This window comes from Ancylobacter sp. TW_SC_1, from assembly GCF_056836805.1.
This window is the reverse complement of sequence record NZ_CM166365.1, coordinates 1-26,933: the sequence shown is the minus strand read 5'-3', so window position 1 is coordinate 26,933 and position 26,933 is coordinate 1. Positions and strand designations below refer to the sequence as shown.

General features: G+C 66.8%; 26 protein-coding genes, 2 tRNA genes and 1 pseudogene. 9 read left to right on the top strand and 20 right to left on the bottom strand.

From position 1 onward, the window contains the following. Positions 1-81 precede the first annotated feature (81 nt). Positions 82-1,485, top strand: a complete 1,404-nt coding sequence (locus tag AC1PZ7_RS00145; RefSeq protein ID WP_482357496.1) for a diguanylate cyclase domain-containing protein — start codon at positions 82-84, stop codon at positions 1,483-1,485. Positions 1,486-1,641: 156 nt separating this feature from the next. Beyond that, complete coding sequence (locus AC1PZ7_RS00140; RefSeq protein ID WP_482357495.1) at positions 1,642-1,914, top strand: hypothetical protein; 273 nt, start codon at positions 1,642-1,644, stop codon at positions 1,912-1,914. Positions 1,915-1,950: 36 nt separating this feature from the next. Here AC1PZ7_RS00140 and AC1PZ7_RS00135 read toward each other — a convergent pair whose 3' ends face one another. The 5 genes from AC1PZ7_RS00135 to AC1PZ7_RS00115 form a co-directional block, all read right to left on the bottom strand. Further along, positions 1,951-2,712 carry an SDR family NAD(P)-dependent oxidoreductase gene (locus tag AC1PZ7_RS00135; RefSeq protein WP_482357494.1) on the bottom strand — a complete coding sequence of 254 codons (762 nt, stop codon included), beginning with the start codon at positions 2,710-2,712 and terminating at the stop codon, positions 1,951-1,953. Positions 2,713-2,719: 7 nt separating this feature from the next. Further along, positions 2,720-3,535 carry an ABC transporter permease gene (locus AC1PZ7_RS00130; protein WP_482359715.1) on the bottom strand — a complete coding sequence of 272 codons (816 nt, stop codon included), beginning with the start codon at positions 3,533-3,535 and terminating at the stop codon, positions 2,720-2,722. Then, complete coding sequence (locus tag AC1PZ7_RS00125) at positions 3,535-4,398, bottom strand: ABC transporter permease (protein WP_482357493.1); 864 nt, start codon at positions 4,396-4,398, stop codon at positions 3,535-3,537. Before AC1PZ7_RS00125 ends, AC1PZ7_RS00130 begins: the two co-directional genes overlap by 1 nt. A 68-nt stretch (positions 4,399-4,466) precedes the next feature. Further along, positions 4,467-5,630: an ABC transporter substrate-binding protein gene (locus AC1PZ7_RS00120; protein WP_482357492.1), complete on the bottom strand. Its 1,164-nt coding sequence runs from the start codon at positions 5,628-5,630 to the stop codon at positions 4,467-4,469. Beyond that, positions 5,611-6,759 (bottom strand): ABC transporter ATP-binding protein, encoded by a 1,149-nt coding sequence (locus tag AC1PZ7_RS00115; protein ID WP_482359714.1) that lies wholly within the window; start codon positions 6,757-6,759, stop codon positions 5,611-5,613. The genes AC1PZ7_RS00120 and AC1PZ7_RS00115 overlap by 20 nt, the downstream gene beginning before the upstream one ends. Before the next feature lie 152 nt (positions 6,760-6,911). Between AC1PZ7_RS00115 and AC1PZ7_RS00110 the strand changes: the two genes are divergently transcribed. After that, a complete protein-coding gene (locus AC1PZ7_RS00110; RefSeq protein WP_482357491.1) occupies positions 6,912-7,805 on the top strand; it encodes a helix-turn-helix transcriptional regulator in 894 nt (297 codons plus the stop codon). Between the two features lie 58 nt (positions 7,806-7,863). Here AC1PZ7_RS00110 and AC1PZ7_RS00105 read toward each other — a convergent pair whose 3' ends face one another. Continuing rightward, the gene (locus AC1PZ7_RS00105; RefSeq protein WP_482357490.1) at positions 7,864-8,925 is read right to left on the bottom strand and encodes a DMT family transporter; all 1,062 of its coding nucleotides are present in this window, start codon (positions 8,923-8,925) and stop codon (positions 7,864-7,866) included. A gap of 306 nt (positions 8,926-9,231) precedes the next feature. Here AC1PZ7_RS00105 and AC1PZ7_RS00100 point away from each other — a divergent pair, with 306 nt between their 5' ends. After that, on the top strand, positions 9,232-9,480 hold the full coding sequence (locus AC1PZ7_RS00100; protein WP_482357489.1) for a hypothetical protein: 249 nt from the start codon (positions 9,232-9,234) through the stop codon (positions 9,478-9,480). Positions 9,481-10,043: 563 nt separating this feature from the next. Here the strand turns inward: AC1PZ7_RS00100 and AC1PZ7_RS00095 are convergent. Further along, a complete protein-coding gene (locus tag AC1PZ7_RS00095; protein ID WP_482357488.1) occupies positions 10,044-10,421 on the bottom strand; it encodes a type II toxin-antitoxin system death-on-curing family toxin in 378 nt (125 codons plus the stop codon). A gap of 14 nt (positions 10,422-10,435) precedes the next feature. Beyond that, complete coding sequence (locus tag AC1PZ7_RS00090; protein ID WP_482357487.1) at positions 10,436-10,660, bottom strand: AbrB/MazE/SpoVT family DNA-binding domain-containing protein; 225 nt, start codon at positions 10,658-10,660, stop codon at positions 10,436-10,438. Between the two features lie 174 nt (positions 10,661-10,834). Here AC1PZ7_RS00090 and AC1PZ7_RS00085 point away from each other — a divergent pair, with 174 nt between their 5' ends. Then, a complete protein-coding gene (locus tag AC1PZ7_RS00085) occupies positions 10,835-11,230 on the top strand; it encodes a VanZ family protein (protein WP_482357486.1) in 396 nt (131 codons plus the stop codon). 241 nt (positions 11,231-11,471) lie between these two features. Here AC1PZ7_RS00085 and AC1PZ7_RS00080 read toward each other — a convergent pair. From AC1PZ7_RS00080 to AC1PZ7_RS00030, 11 genes are all read right to left on the bottom strand, one after another. After that, a protein-coding gene (locus AC1PZ7_RS00080) for an IS3 family transposase (protein WP_482359592.1) occupies positions 11,472-12,835 on the bottom strand; the annotation gives its coding sequence in 2 pieces (ribosomal slippage) (positions 11,472-12,485 and positions 12,488-12,835; 1,362 coding nt in all). 794 nt (positions 12,836-13,629) lie between these two features. Beyond that, on the bottom strand, positions 13,630-14,865 hold the full coding sequence (locus tag AC1PZ7_RS00075) for a tyrosine-type recombinase/integrase (RefSeq protein WP_482357485.1): 1,236 nt from the start codon (positions 14,863-14,865) through the stop codon (positions 13,630-13,632). A 156-nt stretch (positions 14,866-15,021) separates the two neighbouring features. Then, positions 15,022-15,097, bottom strand: a tRNA-Phe gene (locus AC1PZ7_RS00070). A 372-nt stretch (positions 15,098-15,469) separates the two neighbouring features. Then, positions 15,470-15,688 carry a DNA gyrase inhibitor YacG gene (gene yacG, locus AC1PZ7_RS00065; protein ID WP_482357484.1) on the bottom strand — a complete coding sequence of 73 codons (219 nt, stop codon included), beginning with the start codon at positions 15,686-15,688 and terminating at the stop codon, positions 15,470-15,472. A gap of 16 nt (positions 15,689-15,704) precedes the next feature. Beyond that, on the bottom strand, positions 15,705-16,328 hold the full coding sequence (locus AC1PZ7_RS00060) for a Maf-like protein (RefSeq protein WP_482357483.1): 624 nt from the start codon (positions 16,326-16,328) through the stop codon (positions 15,705-15,707). Between the two features lie 103 nt (positions 16,329-16,431). Then, complete coding sequence (locus AC1PZ7_RS00055; protein ID WP_482359713.1) at positions 16,432-16,839, bottom strand: arsenate-mycothiol transferase ArsC; 408 nt, start codon at positions 16,837-16,839, stop codon at positions 16,432-16,434. 83 nt (positions 16,840-16,922) lie between these two features. Beyond that, positions 16,923-17,420, bottom strand: a complete 498-nt coding sequence (locus tag AC1PZ7_RS00050; RefSeq protein WP_482357482.1) for a UPF0262 family protein — start codon at positions 17,418-17,420, stop codon at positions 16,923-16,925. A gap of 10 nt (positions 17,421-17,430) precedes the next feature. After that, entirely contained in the window at positions 17,431-18,723 is a 1,293-nt protein-coding gene (hisD, locus tag AC1PZ7_RS00045; protein WP_482357481.1) for a histidinol dehydrogenase, read from the bottom strand. A 158-nt stretch (positions 18,724-18,881) separates the two neighbouring features. Continuing rightward, the gene (locus AC1PZ7_RS00040; protein ID WP_482357480.1) at positions 18,882-19,364 is read right to left on the bottom strand and encodes a DUF2948 family protein; all 483 of its coding nucleotides are present in this window, start codon (positions 19,362-19,364) and stop codon (positions 18,882-18,884) included. 89 nt (positions 19,365-19,453) lie between these two features. Continuing rightward, positions 19,454-20,743, bottom strand: coding sequence for a UDP-N-acetylglucosamine 1-carboxyvinyltransferase (murA, locus tag AC1PZ7_RS00035; RefSeq protein WP_482357479.1), 1,290 nt, complete (start codon positions 20,741-20,743; stop codon positions 19,454-19,456). 187 nt (positions 20,744-20,930) lie between these two features. After that, positions 20,931-21,125: a hypothetical protein gene (locus AC1PZ7_RS00030; RefSeq protein WP_482357478.1), complete on the bottom strand. Its 195-nt coding sequence runs from the start codon at positions 21,123-21,125 to the stop codon at positions 20,931-20,933. A 238-nt stretch (positions 21,126-21,363) separates the two neighbouring features. Between AC1PZ7_RS00030 and AC1PZ7_RS00025 the strand changes: the two genes are divergently transcribed. The 3 genes from AC1PZ7_RS00025 (at position 21,364) to AC1PZ7_RS00015 (ending at position 24,831) form a co-directional block, all read left to right on the top strand. Beyond that, a tRNA-Thr gene (locus tag AC1PZ7_RS00025) sits at positions 21,364-21,438 on the top strand. 278 nt (positions 21,439-21,716) lie between these two features. Beyond that, a complete protein-coding gene (gene repC, locus AC1PZ7_RS00020) occupies positions 21,717-22,913 on the top strand; it encodes a plasmid replication protein RepC (RefSeq protein WP_482359712.1) in 1,197 nt (398 codons plus the stop codon). Positions 22,914-23,223: 310 nt separating this feature from the next. Further along, positions 23,224-24,831 (top strand): plasmid recombination protein, encoded by a 1,608-nt coding sequence (locus tag AC1PZ7_RS00015; RefSeq protein ID WP_482357477.1) that lies wholly within the window; start codon positions 23,224-23,226, stop codon positions 24,829-24,831. 47 nt (positions 24,832-24,878) lie between these two features. Here AC1PZ7_RS00015 and AC1PZ7_RS00010 read toward each other — a convergent pair. Beyond that, positions 24,879-26,048: pseudogene (locus AC1PZ7_RS00010) on the bottom strand (IS3 family transposase). Positions 26,049-26,223: 175 nt separating this feature from the next. Here AC1PZ7_RS00010 and AC1PZ7_RS00005 point away from each other — a divergent pair. Next, the gene (locus AC1PZ7_RS00005; RefSeq protein ID WP_482357476.1) at positions 26,224-26,718 is read left to right on the top strand and encodes an Lcl C-terminal domain-containing protein; all 495 of its coding nucleotides are present in this window, start codon (positions 26,224-26,226) and stop codon (positions 26,716-26,718) included. The last annotated feature ends 215 nt before the right edge of the window (positions 26,719-26,933 follow it).

The window sequence follows — 26,933 nt, the reverse complement described above, 5'->3', positions numbered from 1 at the left end:
AATGTCGGACGATGCGCGCGCGTGGATTTGCCGCTGCGGAGACGGTATAAATACCTCCGGTTGCTGGCGGGAGCGACGCTCTTGGATTCGACTTCGACAGATGCCCGGTTGGCCGGTGCGCTGGGTGCGCTGGGCGCTCTGCTACGCGAACTCTTCGCCGTGTCGCACGCCGAGCTGTGGCTCGATCCGGACACGCGGCGGCTCTGCGGGCTGCCTCCGGAAGCGGCCGGCGACAGCCTGGCGGGGGCCCTGCCCGTCGAAGCCGTCTCCGAGCCTTCACCCGGCGAGAGCGCCATGGACGTGGTCGAGGACGCGCTGGAGGAGGCGCGCGCGACGCGCCTGCTCGCGCTCGGCCAGCGCTTCTTCGTCCGCGTGCCGCTCGATCTGCCCATTGGCCATCATGGGGCGCTGCTGCTGGCGGACGGCGCGCCGCGCCGTCTTGAGCCGGTCGACCGCCGCCGCCTCTCGTGCCTCGCCGCCGTTGCCGCCGAGCTGGTGTACCTCGCCATCGGCAGGCATGATGCCGCCGAACGCGCGGCGCTCTTCCGGCTGCTGGCGGAAAACGCGACCGATACCATCGTGCGCGGCGATCTCGATGGCGTGCGGCGCTACATCTCGCCCTCCGTCCGCGGCCTTCTCGGCTATGAGCCGGACGAGCTGATCGGCCGCCAGGCGATCGAGATCACGCATCCGGACGACGTCGAGGAGTTCCGCCGCGCGATGGCCGAGCTGTTCGACGGCCGCATGGACATCGTGGTCAGCGAGCAGCGCCAGCGACGGCGCGACGGCAACTGGGTCTGGCTCGAGGCGCTGGTGAAGCTCACCCGCGATGCGCAGGGCCAGCCCGACGGCTATGTCGCCTCGGTGCGCGACATCTCCCGCCGCAAGGCGGTCGAGCAGCAGCTCGCCCATGTCGCCTCGCATGATCTTCTCACGGACTTGCCGAACCGCGTCCTGCTGCAGACCCGGCTGGCACAGGAAATCTCGCGGGCCCGTCGGCAGGACATGCACTTCGCGGTGCTGGCCCTCGATCTCGACCGTTTCAAGCAGGTGAACGACACCTATGGCCATGCGGCCGGCGACGTCGTGCTGCGCCGCGCCGCCGAGCGGTTCCGCCGGGTCCTGCGCACCGAAGACCTTGTGGCGCGTATCGGCGGCGACGAGTTCATCGTCATCCAGGGCAGCGGCGGAAGCGGGGTCGAGGGGGCGGCGCGGCTCGCCGCGCGGCTGATCCGGGCCATGGCCGAGCCCATCGTCATCGGTGGAGCCGAAATCGCCGTCGGCCTCAGTGTCGGCGCCGTGATCGCGCCGGTGGACGGCGTCGATCCCGACGGGTTGCTGCAGGCGGCCGATCAGGCACTCTACCGCGCCAAGCAGCAGGGGCGGGGATGCTGGCACATTGCCGATGCGACCGGCAACCCGGTGGAGCTTCTCCCCTCTGGGCAGCGCCCGCCCGGCCCGGCCGCCGCGCCGCGGGAGGGCTAGGCGCGCCGCCTCATGACGCAGCTGGGACTGGCGCCCGGCCGGGCGAGGCCTAGAATGGTCCGTGCGACGGTCCACCCGGTGGACGGGCCGCGACAGGTTCCCCGAGCGGGAATGCGAACAGGAAGAGTGTGGGGCCGAGTGATGCGAACCCTTTTGATGTCCATTCCGCTCGTTCTGGCGGGCGGCGCGGGCGCCGCCCAGGCGATGCCGAACTCCCTGAGCATGAGCTGCGCCGCCGTCAGTGCGCTGGTGCAGCAGCAGGGCCAGGTGGTCATCGCCAGCGGCCCCAACATCTTTGCCCGCTTCGTCTCCGGCCCCGGCTACTGCGACGCCGACCAGACCGCGATGCCGAGCTGGATTCCCAGCGCCGACACGAGCCAGTGCCTCGTCGGCTATCACTGCCAGGAGCGCATGAACAACGGCCGCTGAGGCCGACCGAGGACATCGGGCTCAACCGCCGCGGGCTCAGGCGATGCTTTCGCCGCCGTCGACGACGAGAGCCTGCCCGGTCATGAACGAGGAGCGGTCCGAGACCAGGAACAGGATGGCCTGGGCGATCTCGTCCGCCGACGCCCAGCGCCCCATCGGGATCTTCTCGCGCACATAGGCCTCGATGGCGCCGCGCCCGCCCATCTGGGCGATGAAGGGTTCGTTGAACGGCGTGTCGACCCAGCCCGGGCACAGCGCATTCACCCGCACATTATGGTGGGCGTAGTCGATCGCCATCTGCCGCGTCATCGCGACCACCGCGTGCTTGGAGGTGGTGTAGGCGATCATCTCGCGGTCATAGAACATGCCGGAATTGGACGCGGTGTTGAGGATGACGCCGCCGCCCTGGGCGATCATCGCCGGCATGGCGAGGCGGGCGGCCAGGAAGGGCGCCCGCACATTGATCCGCCAGGAGAGGTCCATGCCCGCCGGCTCGACCCCGGTCAGCGGTCCGCCGACCTGCACGCCGGCATGGCTGTGCAGGATGTCGATGCGGCCATGGCGCGCCAGCACGCCGGCGATCAGCGCCTCGATCTGGGCGTCGTCGTCGACGTCGGTGGTCACCGCCTCGCCGCGGCCGCCGGCATCGAGGATCGCCTCCGCCGTCGCCGCCCCGGCCGCCCCGTCGCGGTCGGCGACGACGACGAGCGCCCCTTCCCCGGCCATGGCGCGCGCGCCGGCGCGGCCGATGCCCGACCCGGCACCGGTGACGATGGCGATCCTGTCCTTCAAAATCATGATCTACCTATGAGGCTGTGTGTTTGCGCCGGCGGAGCAGCACCTGCGCCAGAATGACGAGGACGATGGACGCGGCCAGCACCAGCGTGCCGATCGCATTGATCTCCGGCGTGACGCCGCGCCGGATCGAGGCGAAGACGTAGATCGGCAGCGTCGTCTGCGAGCCCGCGACGAAGAAGGCGATGATGAAATCGTCGAAGGAGAAGGTGAAGGCCAGCAGGAAGCCGGCGAGGATGGCCGGCATGATCTGCGGCAGGATGATGGACCGGAAGGTGGTCAGCGGCGTCGCGTAGAGGTCTCCCGACGCCTCGATGATGTCGCGGCCGAGCGCGCCGAGCCGGGCCCGCACGATCATGGTGACGAGCGCGGTCGAGAACAGCCCGTGCGCGGCGATGATCGAGCCGTAGCCGAGGGAGAGGCGCGGCGGCGCGTCGCCGGGCCAGGCGGCGGCGATCAGCGGATTGACAATGCCGAAGAGCTGCACCAGCGCGACCAGCGTCGCGATGCCGATCACCACGCCCGGCACCACGATGGCGGCGCCGAACAGCACGTCGAACACGGCGCGCGTGCGCGGGCCGGCGCGGCCGAGCCCGATGGCCGCGGCGGTGCCGCAGAGCGCCGCGAGCGCCGCGCTCGACGTCGCCACGACCAGGCTGTTGCTGAGCGCCTCCATGAGGAACGGATTGGCCAGCGCGCGGCCGTACCACTGCACTGAGAAGCCGGTGAAGTCGCTCGCGTGCCGCCCCGCATTGAAGGAGAACAGCACGACCAGCGCGATCGGCAGATAGAGGAAGCCGTAAACGGCGACGACGAAGGCGCGCATCATAGCAGGTCGACCTGGCGGGCGCCGGAGAGCCGGGCGGTGACGCGGTTGGCGATGAGCAGCAGCAGCACCGCGATCACCACCAGCGCTACCGCGATGGCCGAGCCGAACGGCCAGTTGCGCGACTGCAGGAAGAGATCGACCAGCGCATTGCCGATGAAGAACACCTTGCCGCCGCCGAGCAGCGTCGGGATGAGATATTCGCCGAGCAGCAGGATCATCACCAGCGAGAAGCCGGTCATCACGCCGGGCAGCGACAGGCGCAGCGTGACGCTGAAGAAGGTCGAGGCCGGCGTGGCGCCGAGATCGGCCGAGGCCTCCAGCAGCCGGCGGTCGAGCCGCTCCAGGCTGATGTAGATCGGCAGGATCATCAGCGGCAGATAGCCGTAGACGATGCCCAGCAGCACCGAGCCCGGCGTGTTGATGAGGCGTATGTCGGGCAGGCCGATCATCTCCAGCAGCGCGGGAATGCCGCGCGCGCCGAGGATGAACATCCAGGCATAGGTGCGGATCAGCAGGCTGGTCCAGAACGGGATGACGATCAGCGCCACCAGCAGCAGGCGCCGCTGCGGCGAGGCCCGCAGCGCCAGGTAATAGGCCACGGGGTAGGCGACGAGCAGGCAGGCGAAGGCGCCCACCGGCGCCAGCACCAGCGTGTTCCAGAACGCCGTCGCCCGCGCCGGCAGGTTGGCGTACTGGGCGAGGGTGAGGGCGGGCTGGTAGCCGCCGGCCGGCGCCCGCTCGCCCAGACTGAACACCACCACCGCGACGAAGGGCAGCGCCAGGAACAGAAACAGCCACACCGCCGCCGGAGCGAGCAGCAGCGCCGTCACCAGTCCCTTGCGCTCGCGCGCGCTCGACATGCGAAAACCCAATCCGTACGAGGGGGGCGGGAGCGCGCGCGGCGCTCCCGTGATCGGCCGAGCCGGCCTCAGGCCGACTTGAAGCGCGCCATCAGCTCGGCCCGCGCCGGGTCGGTCAGCGTCGCCGCCGCGCCGAATTCGAGCGGGGCCAGCAGGTCCGCCGCCGGATAGAGGATCGGGTTGTCGAGCAGATCCTTCGGCAGCAGCGCGTTGACCCGCGCATCGGTCGAGGGCGCGCCGTTGGCGATGTGCTCCTTCACCGCGACCTGCGGGTCCATCAGGTAGTTGAGCAGCGCATAGCCCGCCGGCTTGTTCGGCGCGTCCTTCGGAATGGCGTAGAAATCGGTCCAGATCTCGCCGCCTTCCTTGCCGAGCACATAGTCGATCGCGGGAATGTCGCGGTGCAGCTGGGCGCCGTCATTGGTCCAGCACATGGTCAGCCAGGCGTCGCCATTGCGCATCGGCGGCTGGTAGTCGCTGGAGATGGCGAAGAGGTGAGGCTTCACCTTCAGCAGCAGCTCCTCGGCCTTGGCGAGCTCGTCCGGCTTCAGCGAGTTGAAGGAATAGCCGTAATATTTCAGCGCGTTGCCGATGGTGGTGAGCTGGTAGTCATGCACCATGGCGCGCCCGCTGCCGGCCCCGGCGGCGGTGTCCCAGAAGTCCTTCCAGCTGGTCATCGGCTTGGTGAGCTTCTTGGTGTTCACCGCGAAGCCGGTGGTGCCCCAGTTCTTCGGCACCGCGCACACCGCGCCGTCGACCGTGCCCTCGCCGGTGAAGCGGGTGTTCTGCGCGGCGGCGTCGTAGTTCGGCAGCTTCGCGAGGTCGAGCGGATCGATGAGGTCGAGCTGGCGATAGGTCGAGATGGTGTAGTTGGTCGGCACGAACAGCGACCAGCCCGAGGCGCCGGCCTGCAGCTTGGCCAGCATCTCCTCATTGGAGCCGAACACGTTCACCTCGACGGCGACGCCGGTCTTCTTCTGGAAATCCACGAAGGTCTGGGGGTCATGGTAGTTCGGCCAGGTGGCGATCGACATGCGGTCGCCGAGCTCGCCCGCCGCATAGGCCGGCATCGGCCGCAGGCCGAACTCGCTGGCCAGCACCGCCGTGGCGGCGCCGAGGCCGGTCACGCCGAGAAAGTGCCGGCGGCTGATGGAGCCGCGGCGGAAGCGCAGCAGCTGATCGATGAATTCCCGTGCCGATATCGGCAGGCCGTCACGATACGACTTCGACATTGCTGGATTCCCTCTGTCTGGTCTTGTTGTCCGATGCCGGAAACGCCAGCGGCGCACCGGGGCTGAAGCCGATGGCGATGCTTTCGCCCGGCTTCAGCAGGTCGCTGTCGGCCGCGTCGTGGTCGGCCGTGGCAAGCAGGGTCCCCAGTCCGGGAACCGCGATGGCGTATTCGGCCGTCGAGCCGAGGAAGATGCGGTTGTGGATGACGCCGCTCAGCACCGGCTGGCCCGCGGGAACCCGTGCGCCCAGGCGCAGCGCCTCCGGCCGGATGCTCACCGCGACCGCCACCGCCGGCGCCAGCCGCTCGCTGGCGCGGGCCGTCAGCACCGTGCCGTCGGCGAGCGCGACGCGCGCCGTCGCCGCGTCCGCCTCCACGACGGTGCCGTCGAGGAAGTTCGTCTTGCCGACGAAGGCCGCGACGAAGCGGTCGGCCGGCCGGTCGTAGATCTCGTGCGGCGCGCCGAGCTGGACGATGCGCCCGCCATTCATCACGCACACCACGTCGCTCATGGAGAGCGCCTCTTCCTGGTCATGGGTGACGAGCACGAAGGTGATGCCGAGTTCGCGCTGCAGGTTCTGCAGCTCGATCTGCATGTCGGTGCGCAGCTTCTTGTCGAGCGCGGCGAGCGGCTCGTCGAGCAGCAGCACGGAGGGGCGGTTCACCAGAGCGCGGGCGAGCGCCACGCGCTGCTGCTGGCCGCCGGACAGCTCGAAGATCTTGCGCTGCCCGTAGCCGGCGAGCTGCACCATGGCGAGCGCGTCGGCGGTGCGCTTGGCGATCTCCGAGGAGGAGAGGCGCGGGCGGATCTGGCGCAGGCCATAGGCGACATTGGCGCTGACGTCGAAATGCGGGAACAGCGCGTATTGCTGGAACACCATGTTGACCGGCCGCCGGTAGGGCGGGACGCCGGACATGTCGGCGCCGCCGATCAGCACCTGCCCGGTGCTGGGCTGCTCGAAGCCGCCGATCATCCGCAGGCAGGTGGTCTTGCCGCAGCCCGACGGGCCGAGCAGCGCGACGAAGGCGCCCCTCGGCACGGCGAAGTCCGTGGGGTGGACCGCCGTAACCTCGCCATAGCGCTTGCTGACGCCGCGAAATTCGATGTCGAGGGTCTGCTGGCCTGCCACAGGCACCATCTCCGCAGCTCTCCGGCGCATCCTCCGGAAGGAGCGCGGCCGGGATCGTCGATGGACAAAAAAGCTAATAGCGGCGCGTTACAGGGTATATACCTTCTGAGTGGTAGATTGCGCCTATTTATTCGTCACGAGGGGTATAGCTGGTGAGCAATGGCACGCGGACCATCCGGAAAGGCGTCGTCCGAAGCGCCAGTCGACGTGCGAGGGATGTCGCGCGCGCCGACGCGGCCGGCTTGCTGGCGGCGGCCATCGCGGCGGCGCATGAGCGCACGGCGAGCGTCCGGCTGGAGCCCGGCGAGGACGGGTTCGGCCATGCCCTGATCGCCTGGCTGCGCGCCCATCTGCCGTTCGACCACTGCGTGGCGTTCGGCTATCGCGGCGCAGCGCGCCCGCCCTTGCTGTTCGAGACCTTCAACCCGCAGGAGAGCCACATCTATGTCGCGCTCTACCAGATCGGGCCGTACCTGCTCGATCCGTTCTACCATGCGGCCATCGAGCGGATCGAAGGCTTCCGGCGCATGCGCGAGCTGGCGCCGGACCGCTTCTATGCCAGCGAATACTACCGCTCCTATTACAGCCAGACCGTGCTGGCCGAGGAGGTCGGCTTCTTCGTGCCGCTGGCCAGCGGCGCCAGCGCGGTGGTGTCGCTGATGCGCAAGCCGAGCGCCGGCGCCTTCGGGGCGGCGGAAGTGCGGATCCTGCGCGATCTCGCGCCGATCGTCGTCGCCCTGTGCCGGCTGCGCTGGGCCGCCGAGGTCATTGGGACGGAGGGCCGCAGCCATCCCGGCATCGGCGCGGGCGGCCGCGCCGTCGACCGCAGGCAGATCTGGCAGGACCTGTCGCTCACCGCGCGCGAGGGCGAGGTGGTCGACCTCATCCTGCAGGGCCACTCGGCGGATTCGATCGCCCGCCAACTGTCGATCTCGCCCGGCACCGCCAAGGTTCACCGCCGGAACATCTATCGCAAGCTCAACATCAATTCGCAGGCGGGCCTGTTCGCGCATTTCGTCGCGATCATGGAGAGGAAGACGAACTGACCCCGTGCCGGCCGCGCCGCGCCGGCACGGTGGCCGTGAGCGCCGAAGGTCGGTGGTTCTAGCTGTGGCGATGCTGGTGATGGAGGTCAGGATAGTGCGGGTGGGTGTGACGCAGAGGTTCATGCCGGTGTCGGTGTGAATGCGGCTCCGTCACCGGGCCGTCGTGGTCGTGCTGGTGATGTTCGTCGTGGACGTGAATGTGCTCATGCTCCGTCGCGTGGTGGACATGTCCGTGTTCGTGCCGCTCAGTGAGGTGGAGCCAGAGACCGACGCTCATTAGCGCACCGGCCGTGACAAGTTGGGCCGTCACTGGTTCGGCCAGCAGCGCGACGGCGATGAGCGCGCCAATGAAGGGGGCAAGCGAAAAATAAGCACCCGTTCGGGCTGCGCCGAGGTGGCGTAGTGCCAGCATGAAGAGCACAAGGCTCACGCCGACACCGAGGAAGCCGACCAACGCCGCCGCGCCTACCACCAAGGGCGAGGGCATTGACGCGCCGAGCAGCAAGGCTAGGGCAATGTTTGCGCTACCTGCCGCCAGCCCCTTGATGGTCGCTATCACAACCGGATCGGCCGATGACAGCTTGCGCGTCAGATTATTGTCGATCCCCCATGCGAGACACGCGCCAGCGATGAGCGCGGCGCCAGTATCGAGACGCGCGCCTTGTCCGGTCCATGTCAGCACAACTGCGCCCGAGACGATGGCGAACGCTCCCAGCATCAGCCGCCTGTCGACGTTCTCGCGAAACACCGCCCATGCAATCAACATGGTGGCCAAGCCTTCTAAATTCAGCAGCAGTGAACCGGAGGCGGCCGACGTGCGCTGAAGGCCCAACATCAAAAGGAGTGGTGCGACAAGCCCGCCGCACAGGACAACGGCTGTCAACAGCGGCAGGTCATGGCGGCGGATAGGGGCCTCGGCCGCTGGAATGCCGAAGGCGGCTCTGCCACCATGTACCAAAGCCAAGCCGACGCCTGCGCCAATGTAGAGCAAACCAGCGAGTAGCTGGGGCGCGACCGAGCCCACAAGCATCTTGGCGAAGGGCGCGGAGGCGCCGAACAGGAGAGCCGATAGCAGCGCCAGCGGTACGCCGGGCCAAAGGTGGGAATATGTGCGTGCCATCTCCGAAGGCTAGCATGCTTGAGGGCGTGTATCCGTTGCGGCAGGCAAGGAATGGAGAGACTCAGGATAATTCACCGCAAAAATCTGAGCGCCCATCTGAATTAGAAGAAGCGCGCGTTTCCCCCTCGGGGGCCTCCAGTCCCGCATTGCGACCCCTTCAGGGCGCCCCTGCGAGTCCCGTACACCGCCGCTCAGTCCCGCCGCTCCGCACCCTGCCGGGCGCCGCTTCCGGCCGTTGGTGAGTCAATCTGACTCGCCCTGAGTGCCTTCCTCGGTGCCGCCTCGCGCGGCATCCTCGCGGGCATCATGACACCCGACGCTCCCGCCGAACCGCAGCCCCAACGCTCCCCAGCCGAGCCCACCCCCGAGCAGCGGGAGGCGTTTCTCGAACAGCTCCGCAGTGAGCTCAGCGCGAGGCGCCGGAAGAAAGGCAAGCGGAAGGACAACGCGGGCGTCATCGCCACGCACAACGCGGCGCTTGCGGAGTATCTGAATGGGTGGCTGGAACGGCAGGAGCAGGAGCGCGCGGAGCGCCCCCGCGAGGCGGCTGACTAGCCGATCTGCTCAATGATGATGGCGCGGATTTGCTCGCGCGTGAGGCCGCAGGGCTCGGGCTTCCAATCCGGGCTAGAGCGGACGATGGAAGGCGCGGGCGGGGTGAACTTGTGAGTACGCATATATCCTCTTGGCCGCATCGACCCGTGGTCGGCGGCTGACGCTGGTGCGTCCATGTGAGAGTGGGTAGTGCCCTGCATCATGCGATGGGGCTTAGGTCGCAGTTGCGACGGCGGAATGACTACCGCGTCAATGCGTTGCGATTGAGGCGCCCCGGTGCGGTTTGTTCCCGGCCGTGTTGTGGGCGCGGGTAATAGACCTCGGCAAACCGTGAGGCCACCATCAGGCGCGCATGAACGAGCCCGAAATGAGCAATCCTCTAACCCATTGAAGGGGAAGGGAAAGTTATGCCTCCTGTAGATGGAGCAGAGCCGTCCCTAGAGAGAGCCCGTTCGCGGCCCCTGAGCGAGGGCCTTATGGGTCCTGCATAGGGAGGGAAGGTTCTTACCTAGAGAGGGCCGTGGAGGTGGTCTTGGAGATGATCACCATCATCAGCCGCAACCTCAATCCTCTTCCATGGGAGCCATCGCCTGCCGGATACGCCCGGCAAGCTCCTCCTCCTCCAGCTCCCCGGCAGCTAAGGCCAGCCATGTCGTCACCGCCTCGGCGTCCTCCATGGTCAGCTCATGGCCGTTGAGGGCGAGGAAGAGTTCGCAGGCCACGAACGAGGTGCGCTTGTTGCCATCCACGAAAGGATGGTTCCTCGTCAGCCCATAGGCGTAGGCGGCAGCGGGGTCGGCCATGTCGGGGTGTCCGTAGTGGAAGAGGTTTCTTGGCCGGTCCAGCGCCGCTTCCAGCAAGCCTTCGTCCCGCACGCCCTGCCCACCACCATGCTCGGCAATCTGCGCATCGTGGACGGCGAGCATGACCGCCTTCGACACCCATCGCGGTTCCACTACTTGGCCAGCTCCCGCAGCGCGTTGCGGCGCTTCTTCATGATCCGCCGTGCCGCTTCCATCTGTTCCGCGAACTCCGGCTCATAGGGTGTGAGGCGATACCCGTCCGGGGCCTCGGTCAGATAGAGGGTGTCTCCCTGCCCGACGTTGAGGCGGGAGAGGACTTCCTTGGGCAGCACGGCTCCCACCGAGTTGCCGACCTTGCTGAGCTTCAGGGCGACCATGAGGGGGGCTCCTAGGGGCTTAGGTGAACGGTGTATGAACATATGTAGGTACGTCGCGCAGGGCAAGGGGAGGGTTTAGAGCCCCCGCACCTCCGACCTTCTCGCCCGCCCTGCTCAGGCCATTGTGAAGAGCCGCTCCCGGCTATGGCTGCCGGAATGCTGTATGGGCGAGACATGTCCAAGCCCGCCTTCCTCGCTTCGCCCCTGAACGCCCTGTTGACCAGCGCCGCGCTCGGCTGCGTGGTACTCATCTTGGTTCTGTCATTGCTTCCGGCGCAGGAGATGCCGCATACGGGCATTCCCAAGGGCACGGACCACTTCATTGCCTATTGGGGCACGGGTGGCCTTATGGTGCTGGCCTTCCGGGAAGGGGCCCGGACACTGGCGGGGATAGCGATGGGACTTGTCGCCCTCGCGGGGCTCCTAGAGGTGCTCCAGCATCTCTCTCCGGGGCGCACCCCCATGTTGAGCGACTTCCTCATGAGCAGCGCAGGGGCGCTTGTCGGGCTCGCCATGGGGACCTTGGCGGTTCGCCTGCTCAGGACTATCCGCAAGACCATGCGCGCCTAGGTCGCTCCTCCCTCCAATAGCCTATACCGATAACCCCCTCGGAAATCGCCTCTCCCGCCTCAGCATTTCCAACGCCTCGCGAGGCCGCTTGACGATATACCAAAACCAATTGTATTCGGTATGTCGTTCCAAGCGAGGCCAATGCCATGACCGCCAAGAGTGTCGCCTGTCCGTCGTCAGAACATTTGGCGCAACTCGCGGGGTAAATTAGCGGAGTGCGGGCCTCGTCTGGGGGTTGATGTTAGGCGGCGAGCTTGCGGTGCTGCAAGCGCCGATGTTCGATGGTCTGTCGCTTGATCCTTTCACGCTGTTGGATGACCGCCGGAGCCCTTCCGAAGTAGGTGTCGGCGGGCGTCACATTGTTCAGGCTCTCGTGGTAACGCTGGTGATTGTAGTGTTCGACGAAGGCCTCGATCTGGGCCTCGAGATCGCCGGGCAGGAAGTAGTTTTCCAATAGGATGCGGTTCTTCAGGGTCTGATGCCAGCGTTCGATCTTGCCCTGGGTCTGGGGATGCATCGGGGCGCCGCGCACATGGCTCATTTTCCGGGCCTCAATGTATTCCGCAAGTTCGCCGGCGATGTAGCTGGGACCATTATCGCTGAGCAGCCTGGGCTTGTGCAGCACCGTGGCGCTGTCGCAGCCGGAAGCCGCCAGAGCCAGGTCCAGCGTGTCGGTCACGTCCTCGGCCCGCATGTTGGTGCACAGCTTCCAGGCGATGATGTAGCGCGAGAAGTCATCGAGGACGGTCGACAGGTACATCCAGCCCCACCCAATGATCTTGAAGTAGGTAAAATCAGTCTGCCACATCTCGTTCGGCCGGGTGGTCTTGGTGTGGAACTGATCGGCGGCCTTGATCACGACATAGGCCGGGCTGGTGATCAGATCCTGGGCCTTCAACAGGCGGTAAACCGCGGATTCTGACACGAAGTAGCGTTTCTCGTCGGTGAAGCGCACCGCCAGTTCGCGGGGGCTGAGGTCGGTCGCCTCCAGCGCCATCTCCACGATCTGATCCTGGATGTCGCGGCCGATCCGGTTCCACACCCGGCTCGGCGCCGATGGCCGATCCTCCAGCGCCTCCGGCCCGCCCTCAAGATAACGGTCATACCAGCGGTAGAACGTCCGACGGGCGACGCCCAACTGGTCGAGCGTGCGTTTGGCGGGCAGGTGCGACTGTTCCACGATCCGGATGATCTCGAGCTTTTCGGATGCGGGATACCTCATTCGTCGTCGCCCCCATCCGCAATCATGCTTTTTTTGAGCAACCGGTTTTCCAGCGTCAGGTCCGCCACGCATTCCTTCAAAGCACGGGTTTCGCGGCGCAGATCCTGGACCTCACCGGTGGTCGCCGCGCGGGCAGTATCGCCGGCCAGGCGGCGCTTCCCCGCTTCCATGAACTCCTTCGACCAAGTGTAGTACAGGCTCTGGGCGATGCCTTCCTTGCGGCACAGCTCCGCAATGCTGTCCTCGCCGCGCAGCCCATCGAGCACGATGCGGATTTTGTCCTCGGCCGAGAAATGGCGACGCGTCTGCCGCCGAATATCCTTCACAACACGCTCAGCAGGGGCCTTTGTCGGCGATTTTTTCAAGGAGGGTTGGGCCTTCATCTTCGTTCCTTCGTCACTACGACGAAGCCCCAACCCTCCTTAAATCACAACCTCAAATCTGTGCCATTGGTGCTGACGGCGGACAAAGGCCGCCCGCACCACAAAACAGGCTCAGCAGCACTACACACTCCGGATTCAAAAAGTCGCCATGCCCACGCATGAATCGCAGGTTCATGCGTGGTTTGCCACGACTAAGAGATGCACGCTAGGGAGCAGGCGGCAATACCGCGTTGCCCAAACTGCCGATCATCAGGGATTTTGTCATTCCTATGGGGTTGTTTCGGCTAGATGCGGCCCGGCAATCAGACCATTTCACGGTCCCAACGAGTCACATGGTAAGTCAAAAATCTACCTGTGCAGATTGCCGACTGCAGGGGGTAGTGGTGCACTCGGGGTGTCGCGGCGATGGCGGCAAAATTCAAATGACTGCTCTAGGGCCGGCCAGCTCGCCAAATCTGCCTTACTCTCCTGGATGAAGAGGCTGGCCGTCAGTCAGACGCACCGCCGCATAGCCCATTGCCACGACAATGAGCGGGAGGACTACGTAAGCGTAGAGCCATAGACCAGTCATTTGAGTCTCCCAAGAACGAGCCTCGCAAGCCAATGTAGCACGGCGGCGGCGCCCAACCAAAACAGGCTGCCGATCGCTACCAGGGGAGCGATGATCGATGCTCCTCCGCCAATCCCATATAATGCGGCGGCGGACGGTCCCAATACGCCAACCGTCAGGGAGGCTGTCGAAGCCCGATCAAGCGCATTCGCGAGCAACTTGGTCCGCTCATTATGGACGAGGCTCAAGTGCCCTCTCCCTGGGAGTCGACTGCCGCTCCATCCTTTCTGTCGATGTCCGATCGCATCTTATCGATGCGATCAGCCCACCATTGCATCATCCGGACACGTTCCTCCCAGTGTTCGCCGCGAGCGTAAGCCCGCCGTACATCATTATTCTCCACATGGCCGAGCTGCCTTTCGATCGCGTCGGCATGCCACAGGCCACTCTCATTGAGGAGCGTGGAAGCGGTCGCCCTAAATCCATGGGCCGTCACCTCGTCCTTGCCGTAGCCCAATCGGCGCAAGGCGGCATTCAGCGTGTTCTCCGACATCGGTCGACGCGGCGCGCTAACTGACGGTAGTGCGAGCTCGCGAGTTCCCGTGAACTGACGAAGATCACGCAGAATCGCAATGGCCTGAGTAGGCAGCGGTGACCGGTGCGGCCGGCGCATTTTGGTGCGGCTGGCGGGCAGAACCCATTCAGCCTTCTCAAGGTTGAACTCGCGCCATTCCGCCAGTCGGAGCTCACCGGGACGGGGGAAAAGCAGGGCCATTAATCTAAGGGCCGCGAGCGTGACGGGCTGGCCATCGAAACCATCGATGGCCCGAAGCAGTCCTCCAAACGCCTTCGCGTCCGTAATGGCAGCTCTCGGCTTGACCGTGGGGGTCGTGAGAGCTCCGCGCAGGGCATAGGTAGGATCGTGTTCAGCCCTCACGGTAGCGATGGCATAGCGAAACACCGTACCCATCGTGCCGCGGAGCCTACGTGCTGTTTCATAACGGCCGCGCAGCTCGACTTTGCGCAGCACAGCCAAGACCTCAACAGGCTTTATGTCGGCAATTGGCCGCTCACCAATGTCGACGCGTGCCAGATCGAGGAGCCAGCGCGTCTTCTCGATCGTCGCGTCGGCTCGACGCTCTCGAGCCATTTTGGCGAGATATTCGTCCGCGACCATGTTGAAGGTGTTCGCGTCAACGATGCTTTTGGTGAGCTTCGTCAGTCGAGCCTCAACCCTTGGGTCCTGTCCCGCTGCCAGCAATCTTTTGGCTGCGTCCCGCCTCTCCCTGGCCTCGGTAAGGGAGACGACGGGATAGGATCCGAAGGTCACCATCTTCTGCCTGCCTTCGAAGCGATACTGAAGGCGCCAGTGGCGACTGCCGGTTGGCGTGACGAGGAGGTGCAATCCTCCCCCATCGGAGAGCTTGCGCGGCTTCGCGCTCGGCTTGGCATTGCGGACTGCAGCGTCTGACAGGGGCATTTTGTTGGTACCCGGTCTGGGAGTTGGTACCGAAGGATGCCAACAAACGTTCCAAAATGCCAACAGGCCCGACGATACGCGCAAATGCGACGATCGCCAAAAATTCTTTGATTATAGTAGTTTAGCGTGCTTCCGGATACGTCCGGCTAAGAGTAGTGGTGCCCAGGGACGGAGTCGAACCGCCGACACTGCGATTTTCAGTCGCATGCTCTACCAACTGAGCTACCTGGGCGTAGCCGGCAACGGCGCGGGGCCGTGCGGAGCGGGCGGGTTATAGAGTTTCGGCCGCGCCCTGTCCATATGCCGGGAAAGGGAAATTCCGCCTTTCCCCAGCCACGCCCGGCCGCACCGCGCCGCGCCGCGCCGGTGGAAGCTCGCGCGCCGGAAGGAGATTCTCCGGACATTTCCACGACGTGAGCGAGCGACGAAGGCGGCGCCGCCGATGCAGGGCGACGCGGCCTGTCGACCCTTGATGCGGCGGTCGCACGGTCGCCGCGGGTGACGGCGCGCAGGCGCGGCCTCCGCTACTCCCCTGTCATGTCGGCACAGCCGCATACATTGTGGGGACGGGGCCGCCCCGCGCTGCAGGGACGACGCACGGCGCTCAGCGCTCGCCCGGCGGTTTCGGGGCGAGCGAGGGCTCCTCGCCGTCCTCGTCGTCATTCTCCGTCACCGGGATGGCATAAGCACCGGTGAGCCAGCGGTGCAGGTCGACATCGGCGCAGCGGCCGGAGCAGAACGGCCTGTACTTCTCGACCATGGGCTTGCCGCAGATCGGGCAGGGCCGCGCCGCCGCGCCGCCGGATGGCGTGTCGGCGCTCATGAACGATCCCCCGCGCTCATTCCGGGTTGCCCCAGCGCTGATAGACCGGGAAACGCTCGCCACCGAGCAGGGCCACGGTTTCGGCCAGCGGCAGCCCCACCACATTGGTGTAGGAGCCGACCAGCTTCACCACGAACACGCCCGCAAGGCCCTGAATGGCGTAGCCACCGGCCTTGCCCTCCCATTCGCGCGCGGCGATGTAGGCGTCCATCTCCTCGCGCGAGAGCCGCTTGAAGCGCACCCGCGTCTCGACGAGACGTGTGCGCACGCCGCCCTTCGGCGTCATCAGCGCGAGGCCGGTATAGACGCGGTGCGCGCGGCCCGAGAGCAGGCGCAGGCAATCGGCCGCCTCTTCGGCGAGGTCGGGCTTGGGCAATATGCGCCGGCCCACCGCCACCACGGTGTCGGCCGCCAGCAGATAGGCGCCCTCGTGCTCGCCGGCGGCGCGGCGACGGGTGTCGGCCGCGGCGAGCTTCTGCTGCGCCAGGCGCAGCGCCAGACGGCGCGGCAGCTCGCCGCGCTCCGGCGTCTCGTCGATATCGGCCGGCAGCAGGGCATCGGGTTCGATTCCGGCCTGGGCGAGCAGCGCCAGCCGGCGCGGCGATCCCGAGGCCAGCACCAGTTTCGGGCGGGCGCTCACGCATCAACTCCTTTTCCGCCGGCAGGCCCGGCGGTCCGATCGGCCGGCACGCTAGAGCATGTCGGGGGAAAACAGAACGGTCTTATCATGTCGGTGATGTCGCTCAACGGGGGCGGAAGCGCATGCGGATGCGACTTTCCAGTTCGTCGCGCACCGCGCGGTAGGCGTCCATGCGCTGCTCGCGATTGCCGCTCGACAGCGTCGGGTCGGGCGTCGGCCAGTACTCGACATCGATGGCGTTGGTGCGGGTCAGCTCGAGGGCACGGTGATGGGCGTCGGGCGAGAGGGTGACGACGAGATCGAAGGCGAGGCCCTCATTCTCCTCCAGCTCCTCCAGCGTCTGCGGCCGGTGGCGGTGCAGGTCGAGGCCGATCTCGTCGATCGCGGCGGTGACGAAGGGATCGACCTCGCCCTTCATCACCCCGGCCGAACCGACATAGAGCGAGCGGCCGAACAGGTGCCGTGCGAGCACCGCCGCCATGGGCGAGCGCACGCTGTTCTGCCCGCACATGAACAGCACCGCCTGCGGCCGCTGCTTGCGCGACGCCGCCGGCCCCGCCCCGACACCCAGCTCGGCACCAGGCGCGGACACGCTCAGCCTTTCCAGTGCAGGGCGCAGACCAGCGTGAAGAGCCGCCGGGCCGTGCCGAAATCGAGGGCGACCTTGTCCTTCAGCCGCTCGCGCAGCACCTCGGAACCCTCGTTGTGCAGGCCGCGCCGGCCCATGTCGATGGCTTCGATCTGCGACGGGCTGACGGTGCGGATCGCCGAATAATAGCTCTCGCAGACGAGGAAATAGTCGCGCACCACGCGCCGCAGCGGGCTCAGCGAGAGATTGTGCTGCACCACCGGCGCGCCATCCGTGCGGGTGACGTCGAGCACGAGGCGACCCTCGCTCAGCGAAATGGCGAGGCAATAGGGGCCGGGCTCGACATCGCCCAGCGGGGCGAAGCTGTTCTCTTCGATCAGGTCGTAGATGGCGACGGCGCGCTCATGCTCCACGTCGCTGCTGGAGCGGCCGATGGAGGCGGTGTCCAGCGTCACCGCCGCCAGCCGGCGGGTCGCAGCGTGCGGGTCCTCGCCTTGCGCCATGGCACGCCCGTCAGAGGTTCAGGCGGATCGCCACCGAACGGGCATGGGCGCCGAGCCCTTCCGCCTCGCCCAGCGCGATCGCCGCCGGGCCGAGCGCGCGAAGCTGCTCCGGCCCGCATTTCAGGATCGAGGTGCGCTTCATGAAGTCGAGCACGCCGAGGCCCGAGGAGAAGCGCGCCGAGCGTGCCGTCGGCAGCACATGGTTGGAGCCGCCGACATAGTCGCCGATCGCTTCCGGCGTGTAGGCCCCGAGGAAAATCGCGCCGGCATGGTGGACGCGCTCGGCCAGCGCCTCGGCATCCGCTGCCATGATCTCCAGATGTTCCGGGGCGATGCGGTCGGCGAGCGCCGGCGCCTCGTCGAGGCTGGCGAGAAGGATCACCGCGCCGAACTCGTCCCAGCTCTTCGCGGCGATGTCCCGGCGCGGCAGGGTGGCGAGCTGGCGCTCCACCGCGGCGATGACGGCCTCGGCCAGCGCGAAATCGTCGGTCATCAGGATCGACTGGGCGGCGGTGTCGTGCTCGGCCTGGGCGAGCAGGTCGGCGGCGATCCAGTCCGGGTTCTGCTCGCCATCGGCGATCACCAGCACCTCGGAGGGACCGGCCACCATGTCGATGCCCACCGTGCCGAAGACGTGGCGCTTGGCGGCGGCGACATAGGCGTTGCCGGGACCGACGATCTTGGCGACCGGCGCGATGGTCTGCGTGCCATGGGCCAGCGCGGCGACGGCCTGCGCGCCGCCGACGCGGTACACCTCGTCGACGCCGGCCAGCCGGGCGGCGGCGAGCACCAGCGGATTGATCTGCCCGTCGGGCGCGGGCACCACCATGGCGAGGCGCTTCACCCCCGCCACCTTGGCCGGCACGGCGTTCATCAGCACCGAGGAGGGATAGGCCGCCGTGCCGCCCGGCACGTAGAGGCCGACCGCGTCGACCGGGGTCCAGCGATGGCCCAACTCGACGCCGGCGGCATCGACATAACGCCCGCTCACCGGCAGCTGGCGCTGGTGATGCGAGCGGATGCGCTGATGGGCGAAGGCGAGCGCCTCCTGCGTCGCCGGGTCCGCGGCCTTCGTCGCCGCGTCGATCTCCGCCTCGGTGACGCGAATGCCCAGCACGCCGAGGTCGACGCGGTCGAATTTGCGGGAAAGCTCGATCAGCGCCGCGTCGCCGCGCAGGCGCACATCCTCGACGATGCGGGCCACCGCCTGCGCCACATCCTCGGAAACCTCGCGCTTGGTGCCGAGAAAGGCGCGGAAGCGCTCGGCGAAGTCGGAAGAGCGTGTATCGAGGCGGAGCGGCATGTCGGGTCCTGCGGGCAGGCTTGCGGGCAAGGGTGCGGCCGTGCGCGACGGATCGCGCCACGGCGGCGGTGTCGTTCAGCCTGTCCTATCGCAACCGGGCTCGCCGAACACAAGGGTCTTGACGGCGCATGCGCCGTCTCCGGCCGCGCGGCGCGCCGTCAGCCGGCATCGTGGCAGGGCGTGCCCTTGGCGTCCCAGGCGAGTCCCAGATCCTCGAGCCCGGCCTCCATGCATTCGACATCGAGCTGCACCTCGCCGCCACCGGAGAACAGGAAGGTGACGGTGCCGGACGGCGCGTCGCTTTCCTCGAACTTCAGCGCCAGCAGGTTGAGCAGGCCCTGCTTCTTCCTGAGGTCGATGCCGCGCACCCGCGCCGCCGTCACGCGCTCGAAGCGCAGCCCCGCGCGACGGCGCACGCAGGGGCCCGCCGCCGCGGCCGCCGCGCCGACCGGCATGTCGGCATCGGCCATCGCCTCGGCCTGGATGGCCTTCTCCCAGTCGAAACGGTTGGCGAGGAGCACGAAACGGCGCTCCTTCGGCAGGAAGGCCATGTCGCCCACCGCGACCACCGCGTCCTGCAAATGCACCGACAGGACCGCCAGATCCTCGCCGTCCAGCGCAATCAGCTTGAGCCCGGCCATGTTCTCATCTCCGCAACGTCATGTGACGCCCAGATGGCGCTGCAAGGCGTGCACGGCAAGGGGCACCGTGACAGCACGTATATGCGCGCTCAGCCGGCCAGGCGCTCGATCTCGGCGCCGCAGGCGGAGAGCTTCTCCTCCAGCCGCTCGAAGCCGCGATCGAGATGGTAGACGCGGTGGATCATGCTCTCGCCCTCGGCGGCGAGCGCGCCGATCACCAGCGACACCGAGGCGCGCAGATCGGTGGCCATCACCGGCGCGCCCTTGAGCCTCTCCACGCCCTCGATGGTCGCGGTCTCGCCGTCGAGCTGGATGCGCGCGCCGAGACGGGCCAGCTCCTGCACATGCATGAAGCGGTTCTCGAAGATGGTCTCGGTGATGTGCGAGGTGCCGCGCGCCCGGGTGGTGAGCGCCATGAGCTGGGCCTGCAGGTCGGTCGGGAAGCCCGGGAACGGCGCCGTCGTCACCTCGACCGGCGAGATGCCGGCGCCGTTGCGCGTCACGCGCAGGCCCTCGTTGGAAACGGTGATCTCGGCGCCGGCCTCGCGCAGCGTGTCGAGCGCCGCGTCGAGCAGACCGGCCCGCGCGCCCGAGAGCAGCACGTCGCCGCCGGTCATGGCCACCGCCATCGCATAGGTACCGGTCTCGATGCGGTCCGGCAGCACGCAGTGGCGCGCACCCTTGAGGCGCGGCACGCCGACGACGCGGATGGTCGAGCTGCCCTGCCCCTCGACGCGCCCGCCCATGGCGTTGATGCAGTCGGCGACGTCGACGATCTCCGGCTCGCGCGCCGCGTTCTCGATGATCGTCTCGCCCTGGGCGAGGCTCGCCGCCATCAGCGCCGTGTGGGTGGCGCCGACCGAGACCTTCGGGAAGACGATGCGCGCGCCCTTCAGCCCCTTGGGGGCGCGGGCGATCACATAGCCTGCGTCGATCTCGATATCGGCGCCGAGCGCGCGCAGCGCGTCGAGATGGAAATCCACCGGCCGGGTGCCGATGGCGCAGCCGCCCGGCAGCGAGACCTTGGCCTCGCCCATGCGCGCCAGCAGCGGGGCGATGACCCAGAAGCTCGCGCGCATCTTGGAGACCAGCTCATAGGGCGCCGTGGTGTCGACGATCACCCGGGCGTCGATCTCCAGCGTCTGGCCGGCATAGGCATCGTCGCCGCGCCGCTTGCCGGCCACGGTGATGTCGATGCCGTGATTGCCGAGGATGCGCTGGAGCTGCGACACGTCCGCCAGGCGCGGCACATTCTCCAGCACCAGCTTCTCGTCGGTAAGCAGGCCCGCGATCATCAGCGGCAGGGCGGCGTTCTTGGCGCCGGAGATCGGAATCGTCCCGTTGAGCGGGTTGCCGCCGACGATGCGGATGCGGTCCATGAGGTTCAGTACTCCTTCCAGCCCGAGGCAGACGGCACGCCACCGATCCGGTACCCGGATATCGGAGCCGTGCCCGGCGTCTTCCCGCAGCGGCATGAACGGACGATGGGGCCGATTCGTGGCGTCCCCCGCCCTTGGTTGCCTAATGGTCTAGCGCGTGTCGCCCGGCGCCACAACGCGGGGCGCCTCAGCCCTCGCCGCCGCGCCGGCCGGCATCGGCCTGCGGCGCGTGGGGCGAGGCGTCGGCCGGCGCTTCGCCGGAGGAGCCCGGCGAGGGCGCGGGCTCCTGCCGGCCGCGCGCCTGCTGCTTGCGCCGCTTGAGGTTCTCCCGCAGCGCCGCCGCCAGGCGTTCGGCGCGCGCGTCATCGTCGGGGCCGCTCATCCCGCTGTCTCCCGATCATGCCGGCAGGCCGGCGTCATCACGTCCTCCAGCCATAATGCCGCCGCCGCAGGAGCGGAAGGGCCGTGCCCGGGGAAGGCGGGATTTCGCCCTCCCGGCGCCGCCGCGACGAGGCGGCATGCACAGCCTGTCGGGGAATTGCGCGCCCGACGCTTGCGCCGGCCGGCGCGCTGTGGCAAACGTCGCCGCGCTTCGACGGCCAGCCAGCCGACGATCCGGCGCTGCGGTAGCTCAGTGGTAGAGCACTCCCTTGGTAAGGGAGAGGTCGAGAGTTCAATCCTCTCTCGCAGCACCAGTTTTCCCAAGGAAAATCAGCACTTAAGCGCGAAGCACGTCCCTGCTCCCCCACGCATCGGAGCGGAACAAACCGTGTTTGTTGCGTCGGGGCTGGGAGAAAATCCGGGGAGTTCGTTCTCGGGCCGTTCTGGCGTGCGCGCACGAATTAGGGTGGAACCGCCTGACCCCCAAAAAGGAAACCCCGCCAAGCGCGGCAACGCTGGCGGGGCAATCCGTAACGGCGATCCTGCGAAAGACAGCCAATACGAAAATTATCACAGGTCTCCGGAGCGAACAATAACGCCATTCGGGCGGCAGCCGATGACGCTTCGCCTGCTCGCGAGCCGGATGGCGGCGAGGGCGATCCAGCGGGACGCGGTCGTCCACAAGTGGCAGGTCTTCCGCGATATCCGCGAGGCCCGCGAGCTGATCGGCGCCACCGAGCGATCCCTCTCGGTGCTGAACGCCCTGCTCAGTTTCCATCCGGAGACGGCTCTCGGCGGCGACACGGCAGCCATTGTCTGGCCATCCAACGAGCAACTGGCGGCTCGCGCGAACGGCATGTCGCCGACCACATTGCGCCGGCATATTGGCGTGCTCGTGGATTGCGGCCTGATCATCCGCCGCGACAGCCCCAACGGCAAGCGCTTCGCCCGGAGAGGCCGCAGCGGCGAGATCGAGCAGGCCTATGGCTTCGATCTCGCCCCGCTGGTCGCCCGCGCCCAGGAGTTTCGTGATCTCGCCGAAGCCGTCCACGCCGAGAAAAAGGCCTTCCGGGTCGCCAGGGAGCGTCTCACGCTGCTTCGCCGCGACATCGTCAAGATGATCGACGTCGGTGTCCACGAGGGCATTCCCGGCAACTGGACGCGGGCGGAGCGGAGCTATCAGGAGATCATCGCGCGGCTTCCGCGCTCCGCGCCGCGCCAGCTCATCGAGGCGATATCAGTCGACCTGGCCCAGCTCTTGAGCGGAATCCGTGAAGCATTGGAATCATTCGCTAATTCATCGATTCCGGGCGCCAATGCACGCCAATCTGGCGGGCACATACAGAATTCAAAACCAGACCACCCAATGGAAATTGAAGCAGCCGAGCAGCCAGCGAGAACGGCGGGCGACGGCGAGCGGCCAGAGTGCCCGGACGGTCCTTCGCCACGTAAACTGTCTCTCGGCATCGTCCTCGCTGCCTGCCCGGCGGTGCGGGAGCTGGCATCTGGGGGGCAGATCCGGCACTGGCGGGAGTTCGTCGCCACAACGCAGCTGGTTAGGCGGATGCTGGGAATTTGCCCAAGCGCCTGGAACGACGCTCGAAAGGTTCTGGGCGAGCAGCACGCTGCCATCACGCTCGCGGCCATCTACGAGCGGGGTGACAAGATCAGCAATGCCAACGGCTATCTGCGGAGCCTGACCCAGCGCGCCCAGCGGGGCCAATTCTCGATCTGGCCCATGACCATGGCGCTGCTCCGTTCGAACCTTCATGACCGAAAGGCAGTCTAGGATGATCAACCTGCGGTGTCGCACTTGCTTACGAGCAGGCCCATCGTCCCTTCTGCCCGAGATGCCGGCGTGCTCGTGGCGGTCAACGGCTGCGCCGTCCTTCGCTGCGCTTCGGCCCTGCCGGGTGACAGCCCCTGCGCGCGCCGGCGGCGCGGAGGGCGTCGGGACGCGGGGCGTCCCGACAGTCAGATCGACGGCCTGCGGCGCGTCGAACACGGTGCGGGACTGCTGCCCTTCGGGGGTTTCGAAAGGGGGCTCTGGTCCCCTTCGCCTACGTCGCAACCTTGGTTGCGGCTAGTAGGTTATGTAGATGTCGCACCTGCGCCCCGCGGCCCTCGCCAATCCACGCGCCATCTCCACCCGGATCAGGAGCAAGCACCGGGTCGCCACCAACAACCAGCGCAACCACGATCTGCGGCTCGGCCGCCAGCCCGGCTATGTCGATGCCGACCGGACGGTTCGCAACCGCGTGCTCGTCGCGGATCTCACCGGAGGAGAGCTGCGGCTGATCTGCGATCAGCGTCGCGAAGCCTCGGGTCAGGTCCGGCAACGAAGGGTCAGCGACAGCGCGGCCGTGTCGGTCGCCGGCATCATCACCTTCGGCAAGCAGGCGCAGGGCTGGGTCGAGGCGCTGCCGGCGGAGCGCCAGGATGGCCTGTTCCGCGACGTCGCCGAAGCCATCGCCGAGCGCCTCGGCACCACGCTGCATGGCCTCGTTGTCCATCTCGACGAATCCGCCATCCATGCCCACTACCAGCTCGCCGCGATCACCCGGGCCGGCGGCCCGGTTTCCAAGGTCGCGACTAAGGCCGTGCTGAACCAGCTTCAGGACATCGCCGCTACTGTCGCCCAGCGTCACGAGCCCCGGATCGAGCGCGGGCACCGGAAGGCCGATCGCCTGGCCGCCGGCGCGAAGCCGTCCGAGGTGGTGAACCGCTCCGTGCGCCAGCTTCACCAGGACCTTCCGGCGGAGCTGGAAGCCCTGAACCAGCGGATCGAGGCCTCCCGCGACAAGCTGGCCAAGAATGAGCGCCTGGCGAGGGAAGCCCGATACAAGGCCGAGACGCTGGCTGATGATGTCGCCAAATCGGATGCCGCACGCAAGCGCGTGGAGACCTATGACCGCCGCGTGGACGCGGCGCGCGTCGATCTGGAGGCCGCTGAGGCGTCGTTGAGCGAGATCCAGTCGAAGGTAGAGGCGTCGCGAGCGGCGCTGGCCGAGACCGAAGCGAAGCAGGCCGCGCTCGCCCATACACCGTTCCCGGATCCGCCCGTGGTGGAGGTTCCCCCACGTGTGTTCCTCCCGTTGTCATCGGCCACGCCGGAAGCGTGGGCGGCTGAACAGAGCGCCGTGATCGCCGATAAATGGGAGGCAATGCAGGCCGGCACAGTGGCACGGCAGCGCTATCTCGACCTGCGCGAGCGGGAGGTGGAGGAGCGGATCAGGGTGGCGACTGAAGCGGAGCGGAGCCACGGGATCCGGCTCCGCCGCCGGCAGGAGGTCGAGGTGGCCGAGAAGGCCCGCGCCGCCGAGCTTGCCGCCGGCCGACGCGCAATCGAGCGACTGAAGCAGATCGACGCGAGCCGGAGGCCGCTTGATCTGCGGGATGTGCTCGAATCGCTGGATTTCACCGCGCATCCGGGAGGTCTCTGGCGCGGCGCTGCGGGCATGGGCGTCAAACTCGGCGACGCCGGCAAATGGGAGTTCAGGAGCGGCAGGGAAGCCGCCATCAAGGCCGGGCGCGGCGCGCTCGACCTTGTGGCCCTGATCCTCGGCTCCTTCGAGCGGGCCGTTCTCCACCTGTGCCACGTCTTCGGCTTCGAGCATCTTCGGCCGGAGGTGGAGGCCGCCGCCGCACGGGCCGGCATCGACCGGGGTCAACGGCCACCTTCAACGCCCGATGGCCCATCGATGTAGCGCCGCAATGTCAATGGCCTGCCCCGATTGAGTGGTCCAGTTTGCCCCTAATGCATTGTCGGCCTTTGTGCCGGGTTTGATGTTGCCGGTGGCGGCACGATGACGGCCGGCGCCGGTGGTTTATAGCCGAGCGAGGAATGAGGCCGCTCAGTGTTGTAATGCTGCCGCCAACTCTCGATGACGATCCTGGCCTCTGCAAGGCTGTAGAAAATCTCGCCATCGAGGAGTTCGTCGCGGAGCTTGGAGTTGAAGCTCTCGCAATAGCCATTCTCCCACGGCGAGCCCGGCTCGATGAAGGCCGTCCTGGCCCCGACAGCGGCGATCCAGTCCCGGACGGCCGTGGCGATGAACTCCGGGCCATTGTCTGAACGAACATGCCCCGGCACGCCCCGCAGCACGAACAGGTCCGTCAAGACGTCGATGACGGCGGTCGAGTTGAGCTTCCGGTCGATGCGGATCGCCAGGCATTCCCGGGTATATTCGTCGATCACGCCAGCGCAAACGCGCAGCGTTTGTCGCGAGCGTGCGGAACTTTCGGCCATTGTGAGTGCGATCCTCGACGAAGTCGTAGGACCAGACGTGGTTGGGATATTCCGGCCGCAGCCGCACGCAGGACGCGTCATTGAGCCAGAGCCGGCCTTTCTTCGGCTGCTTGGTCGGTACCTTGAGCCCCTCCCGCCGCCAGATCCGCTCCACCCGCTTGACGTTCGCCGCCCACCCGGCGGCGTGTAGCAAGGCCGTGATCCGGCGATAGCCATAGCGTCCGTACCGGGTGGCGAGTTCGACGATGTCCGCGGTCAGGGCCGCCTCGTCGGCACGGCCCACCGGCACCTTGCGTTGGGTCGATCGATGTTGCCCCAGAACCCGGCAGGCCAGCCGTTCCGACACGCCGAGCTTGCTCACGACGTGTTCGACGCAGCGACGGCGCCGGGCGGGGCTCAGAAGTTTCCCGCCGCAGCTTCCTTCAGGATCAGCTTCTCGAGCGTCAGATCCGAGACCGCCTTGCGCAGCCGCTCGTTCTCCTTCTCGAGGTCCTTCAGCCGCTTGACCTGGTCGCTCTTCAGCCCGCCAAACTCCTTGCGCCAGCGGTAATACGTGAACGCCGTCACCCCGATCGCCCGGATCGCTTCGGCAACGGGGCGCCCCTGCGACACCAGAACGTCGACCTGCCGAAGCTTCGCGACGATCTCTTCCGGTTTGTGCTTCTTCTGCGCCATGGCGCCATCCTCCAAAGACCCGAAAGCCTACTTCATGGAGGACCACTTTTCAGGGGGCAGGCCACATCCATAAATTTCCAAAAAGGCTCTGAGGAGGCCTATGTGCTTACGCTTCACAAAAAAGACGAGTTTTGTGTCAAAAGGAGTTCGCCTCCGAATCTACTCAGGCTTTGCCATGCGTCGTTCTTCCTTCCTCACGGGACTGTTCATCATCGCCCTCACGTTTCCGGTTTCTGCCGCGTGCATTCAAAAGGCTAATGACAATTTTGTTGCGAGAGGGGAATTCGTCACCGATCGAAAGTCGAACCTCGTCTGGAAGAGATGCGCAGTTGGCATGGACTGGAATGCAGACGCAAGCCGTTGCATAGGCGAACCTGAAGGGCTGGATCAGCAGGCTGCCCGCAAAGCAGCAGAAAATGCCGGTGAGGGGTGGCGGGTCCCGACTGCCGGTGAGCTTGAGACCTTGCTTTTCGATACATGTGAGGGACCCAAAATCGATAGCGCGGCATTCCCGGGCATCAGCAACTCTGATTTCGGAGAAGGTGCAAATTTCTGGACATCGACGGAAGCCTTACCGAGAATGTTCTACTATTTCGAGTTCATGAGTGGCTATGCAGATATGCATTCGGCCGGTTTTACTCTCTCGGTGCTTCTGGTCCGGGATAAATAGACACAATGAGCCAGACGCTCATGATGCCGAACGGTCGTTCTCGAGTGCTGTCAAGAATGCCATCATCCAGTTCTCACGATCAACCGTAACGCCTTCCGGAAGCGCAACCTTGATGCCGATCCCCCCCGGGAAACGCGGTGGTTGGCCGCCCTGCGCACAGCCATTGAAAAGCGGGAACCGCCGCCCGGCTGTATCCACCACACGGACCGCGGCTC

Excerpts from the sequence above, each read along its gene's own strand:
- AC1PZ7_RS00140 (WP_482357495.1), top strand. The coding sequence starts at position 1,642 with ATGTCCATTCCGCTCGTTCTGGCGGGCGGCGCGGGCGCCGCCCAGGCG.
- AC1PZ7_RS00135 (WP_482357494.1), bottom strand. The coding sequence starts at position 2,712 with ATGATTTTGAAGGACAGGATCGCCATCGTCACCGGTGCCGGGTCGGGC.
- AC1PZ7_RS00130 (WP_482359715.1), bottom strand. The coding sequence starts at position 3,535 with ATGCGCGCCTTCGTCGTCGCCGTTTACGGCTTCCTCTATCTGCCGATC.
- AC1PZ7_RS00125 (WP_482357493.1), bottom strand. The coding sequence starts at position 4,398 with ATGTCGAGCGCGCGCGAGCGCAAGGGACTGGTGACGGCGCTGCTGCTC.
- AC1PZ7_RS00120 (WP_482357492.1), bottom strand. The coding sequence starts at position 5,630 with ATGTCGAAGTCGTATCGTGACGGCCTGCCGATATCGGCACGGGAATTC.
- AC1PZ7_RS00105 (WP_482357490.1), bottom strand. The coding sequence starts at position 8,925 with ATGGCACGCACATATTCCCACCTTTGGCCCGGCGTACCGCTGGCGCTG.
- AC1PZ7_RS00100 (WP_482357489.1), top strand. The coding sequence starts at position 9,232 with ATGACACCCGACGCTCCCGCCGAACCGCAGCCCCAACGCTCCCCAGCC.
- AC1PZ7_RS00090 (WP_482357487.1), bottom strand. The coding sequence starts at position 10,660 with ATGGTCGCCCTGAAGCTCAGCAAGGTCGGCAACTCGGTGGGAGCCGTG.
- AC1PZ7_RS00085 (WP_482357486.1), top strand. The coding sequence starts at position 10,835 with ATGTCCAAGCCCGCCTTCCTCGCTTCGCCCCTGAACGCCCTGTTGACC.
- AC1PZ7_RS00075 (WP_482357485.1), bottom strand. The coding sequence starts at position 14,865 with ATGCCCCTGTCAGACGCTGCAGTCCGCAATGCCAAGCCGAGCGCGAAG.
- yacG (WP_482357484.1), bottom strand. The coding sequence starts at position 15,688 with ATGAGCGCCGACACGCCATCCGGCGGCGCGGCGGCGCGGCCCTGCCCG.
- AC1PZ7_RS00055 (WP_482359713.1), bottom strand. The coding sequence starts at position 16,839 with ATGTGCGGGCAGAACAGCGTGCGCTCGCCCATGGCGGCGGTGCTCGCA.
- AC1PZ7_RS00050 (WP_482357482.1), bottom strand. The coding sequence starts at position 17,420 with ATGGCGCAAGGCGAGGACCCGCACGCTGCGACCCGCCGGCTGGCGGCG.
- hisD (WP_482357481.1), bottom strand. The coding sequence starts at position 18,723 with ATGCCGCTCCGCCTCGATACACGCTCTTCCGACTTCGCCGAGCGCTTC.
- AC1PZ7_RS00040 (WP_482357480.1), bottom strand. The coding sequence starts at position 19,364 with ATGGCCGGGCTCAAGCTGATTGCGCTGGACGGCGAGGATCTGGCGGTC.
- murA (WP_482357479.1), bottom strand. The coding sequence starts at position 20,743 with ATGGACCGCATCCGCATCGTCGGCGGCAACCCGCTCAACGGGACGATT.
- AC1PZ7_RS00030 (WP_482357478.1), bottom strand. The coding sequence starts at position 21,125 with ATGAGCGGCCCCGACGATGACGCGCGCGCCGAACGCCTGGCGGCGGCG.
- AC1PZ7_RS00015 (WP_482357477.1), top strand. The coding sequence starts at position 23,224 with ATGTCGCACCTGCGCCCCGCGGCCCTCGCCAATCCACGCGCCATCTCC.
- AC1PZ7_RS00005 (WP_482357476.1), top strand. The coding sequence starts at position 26,224 with ATGCGTCGTTCTTCCTTCCTCACGGGACTGTTCATCATCGCCCTCACG.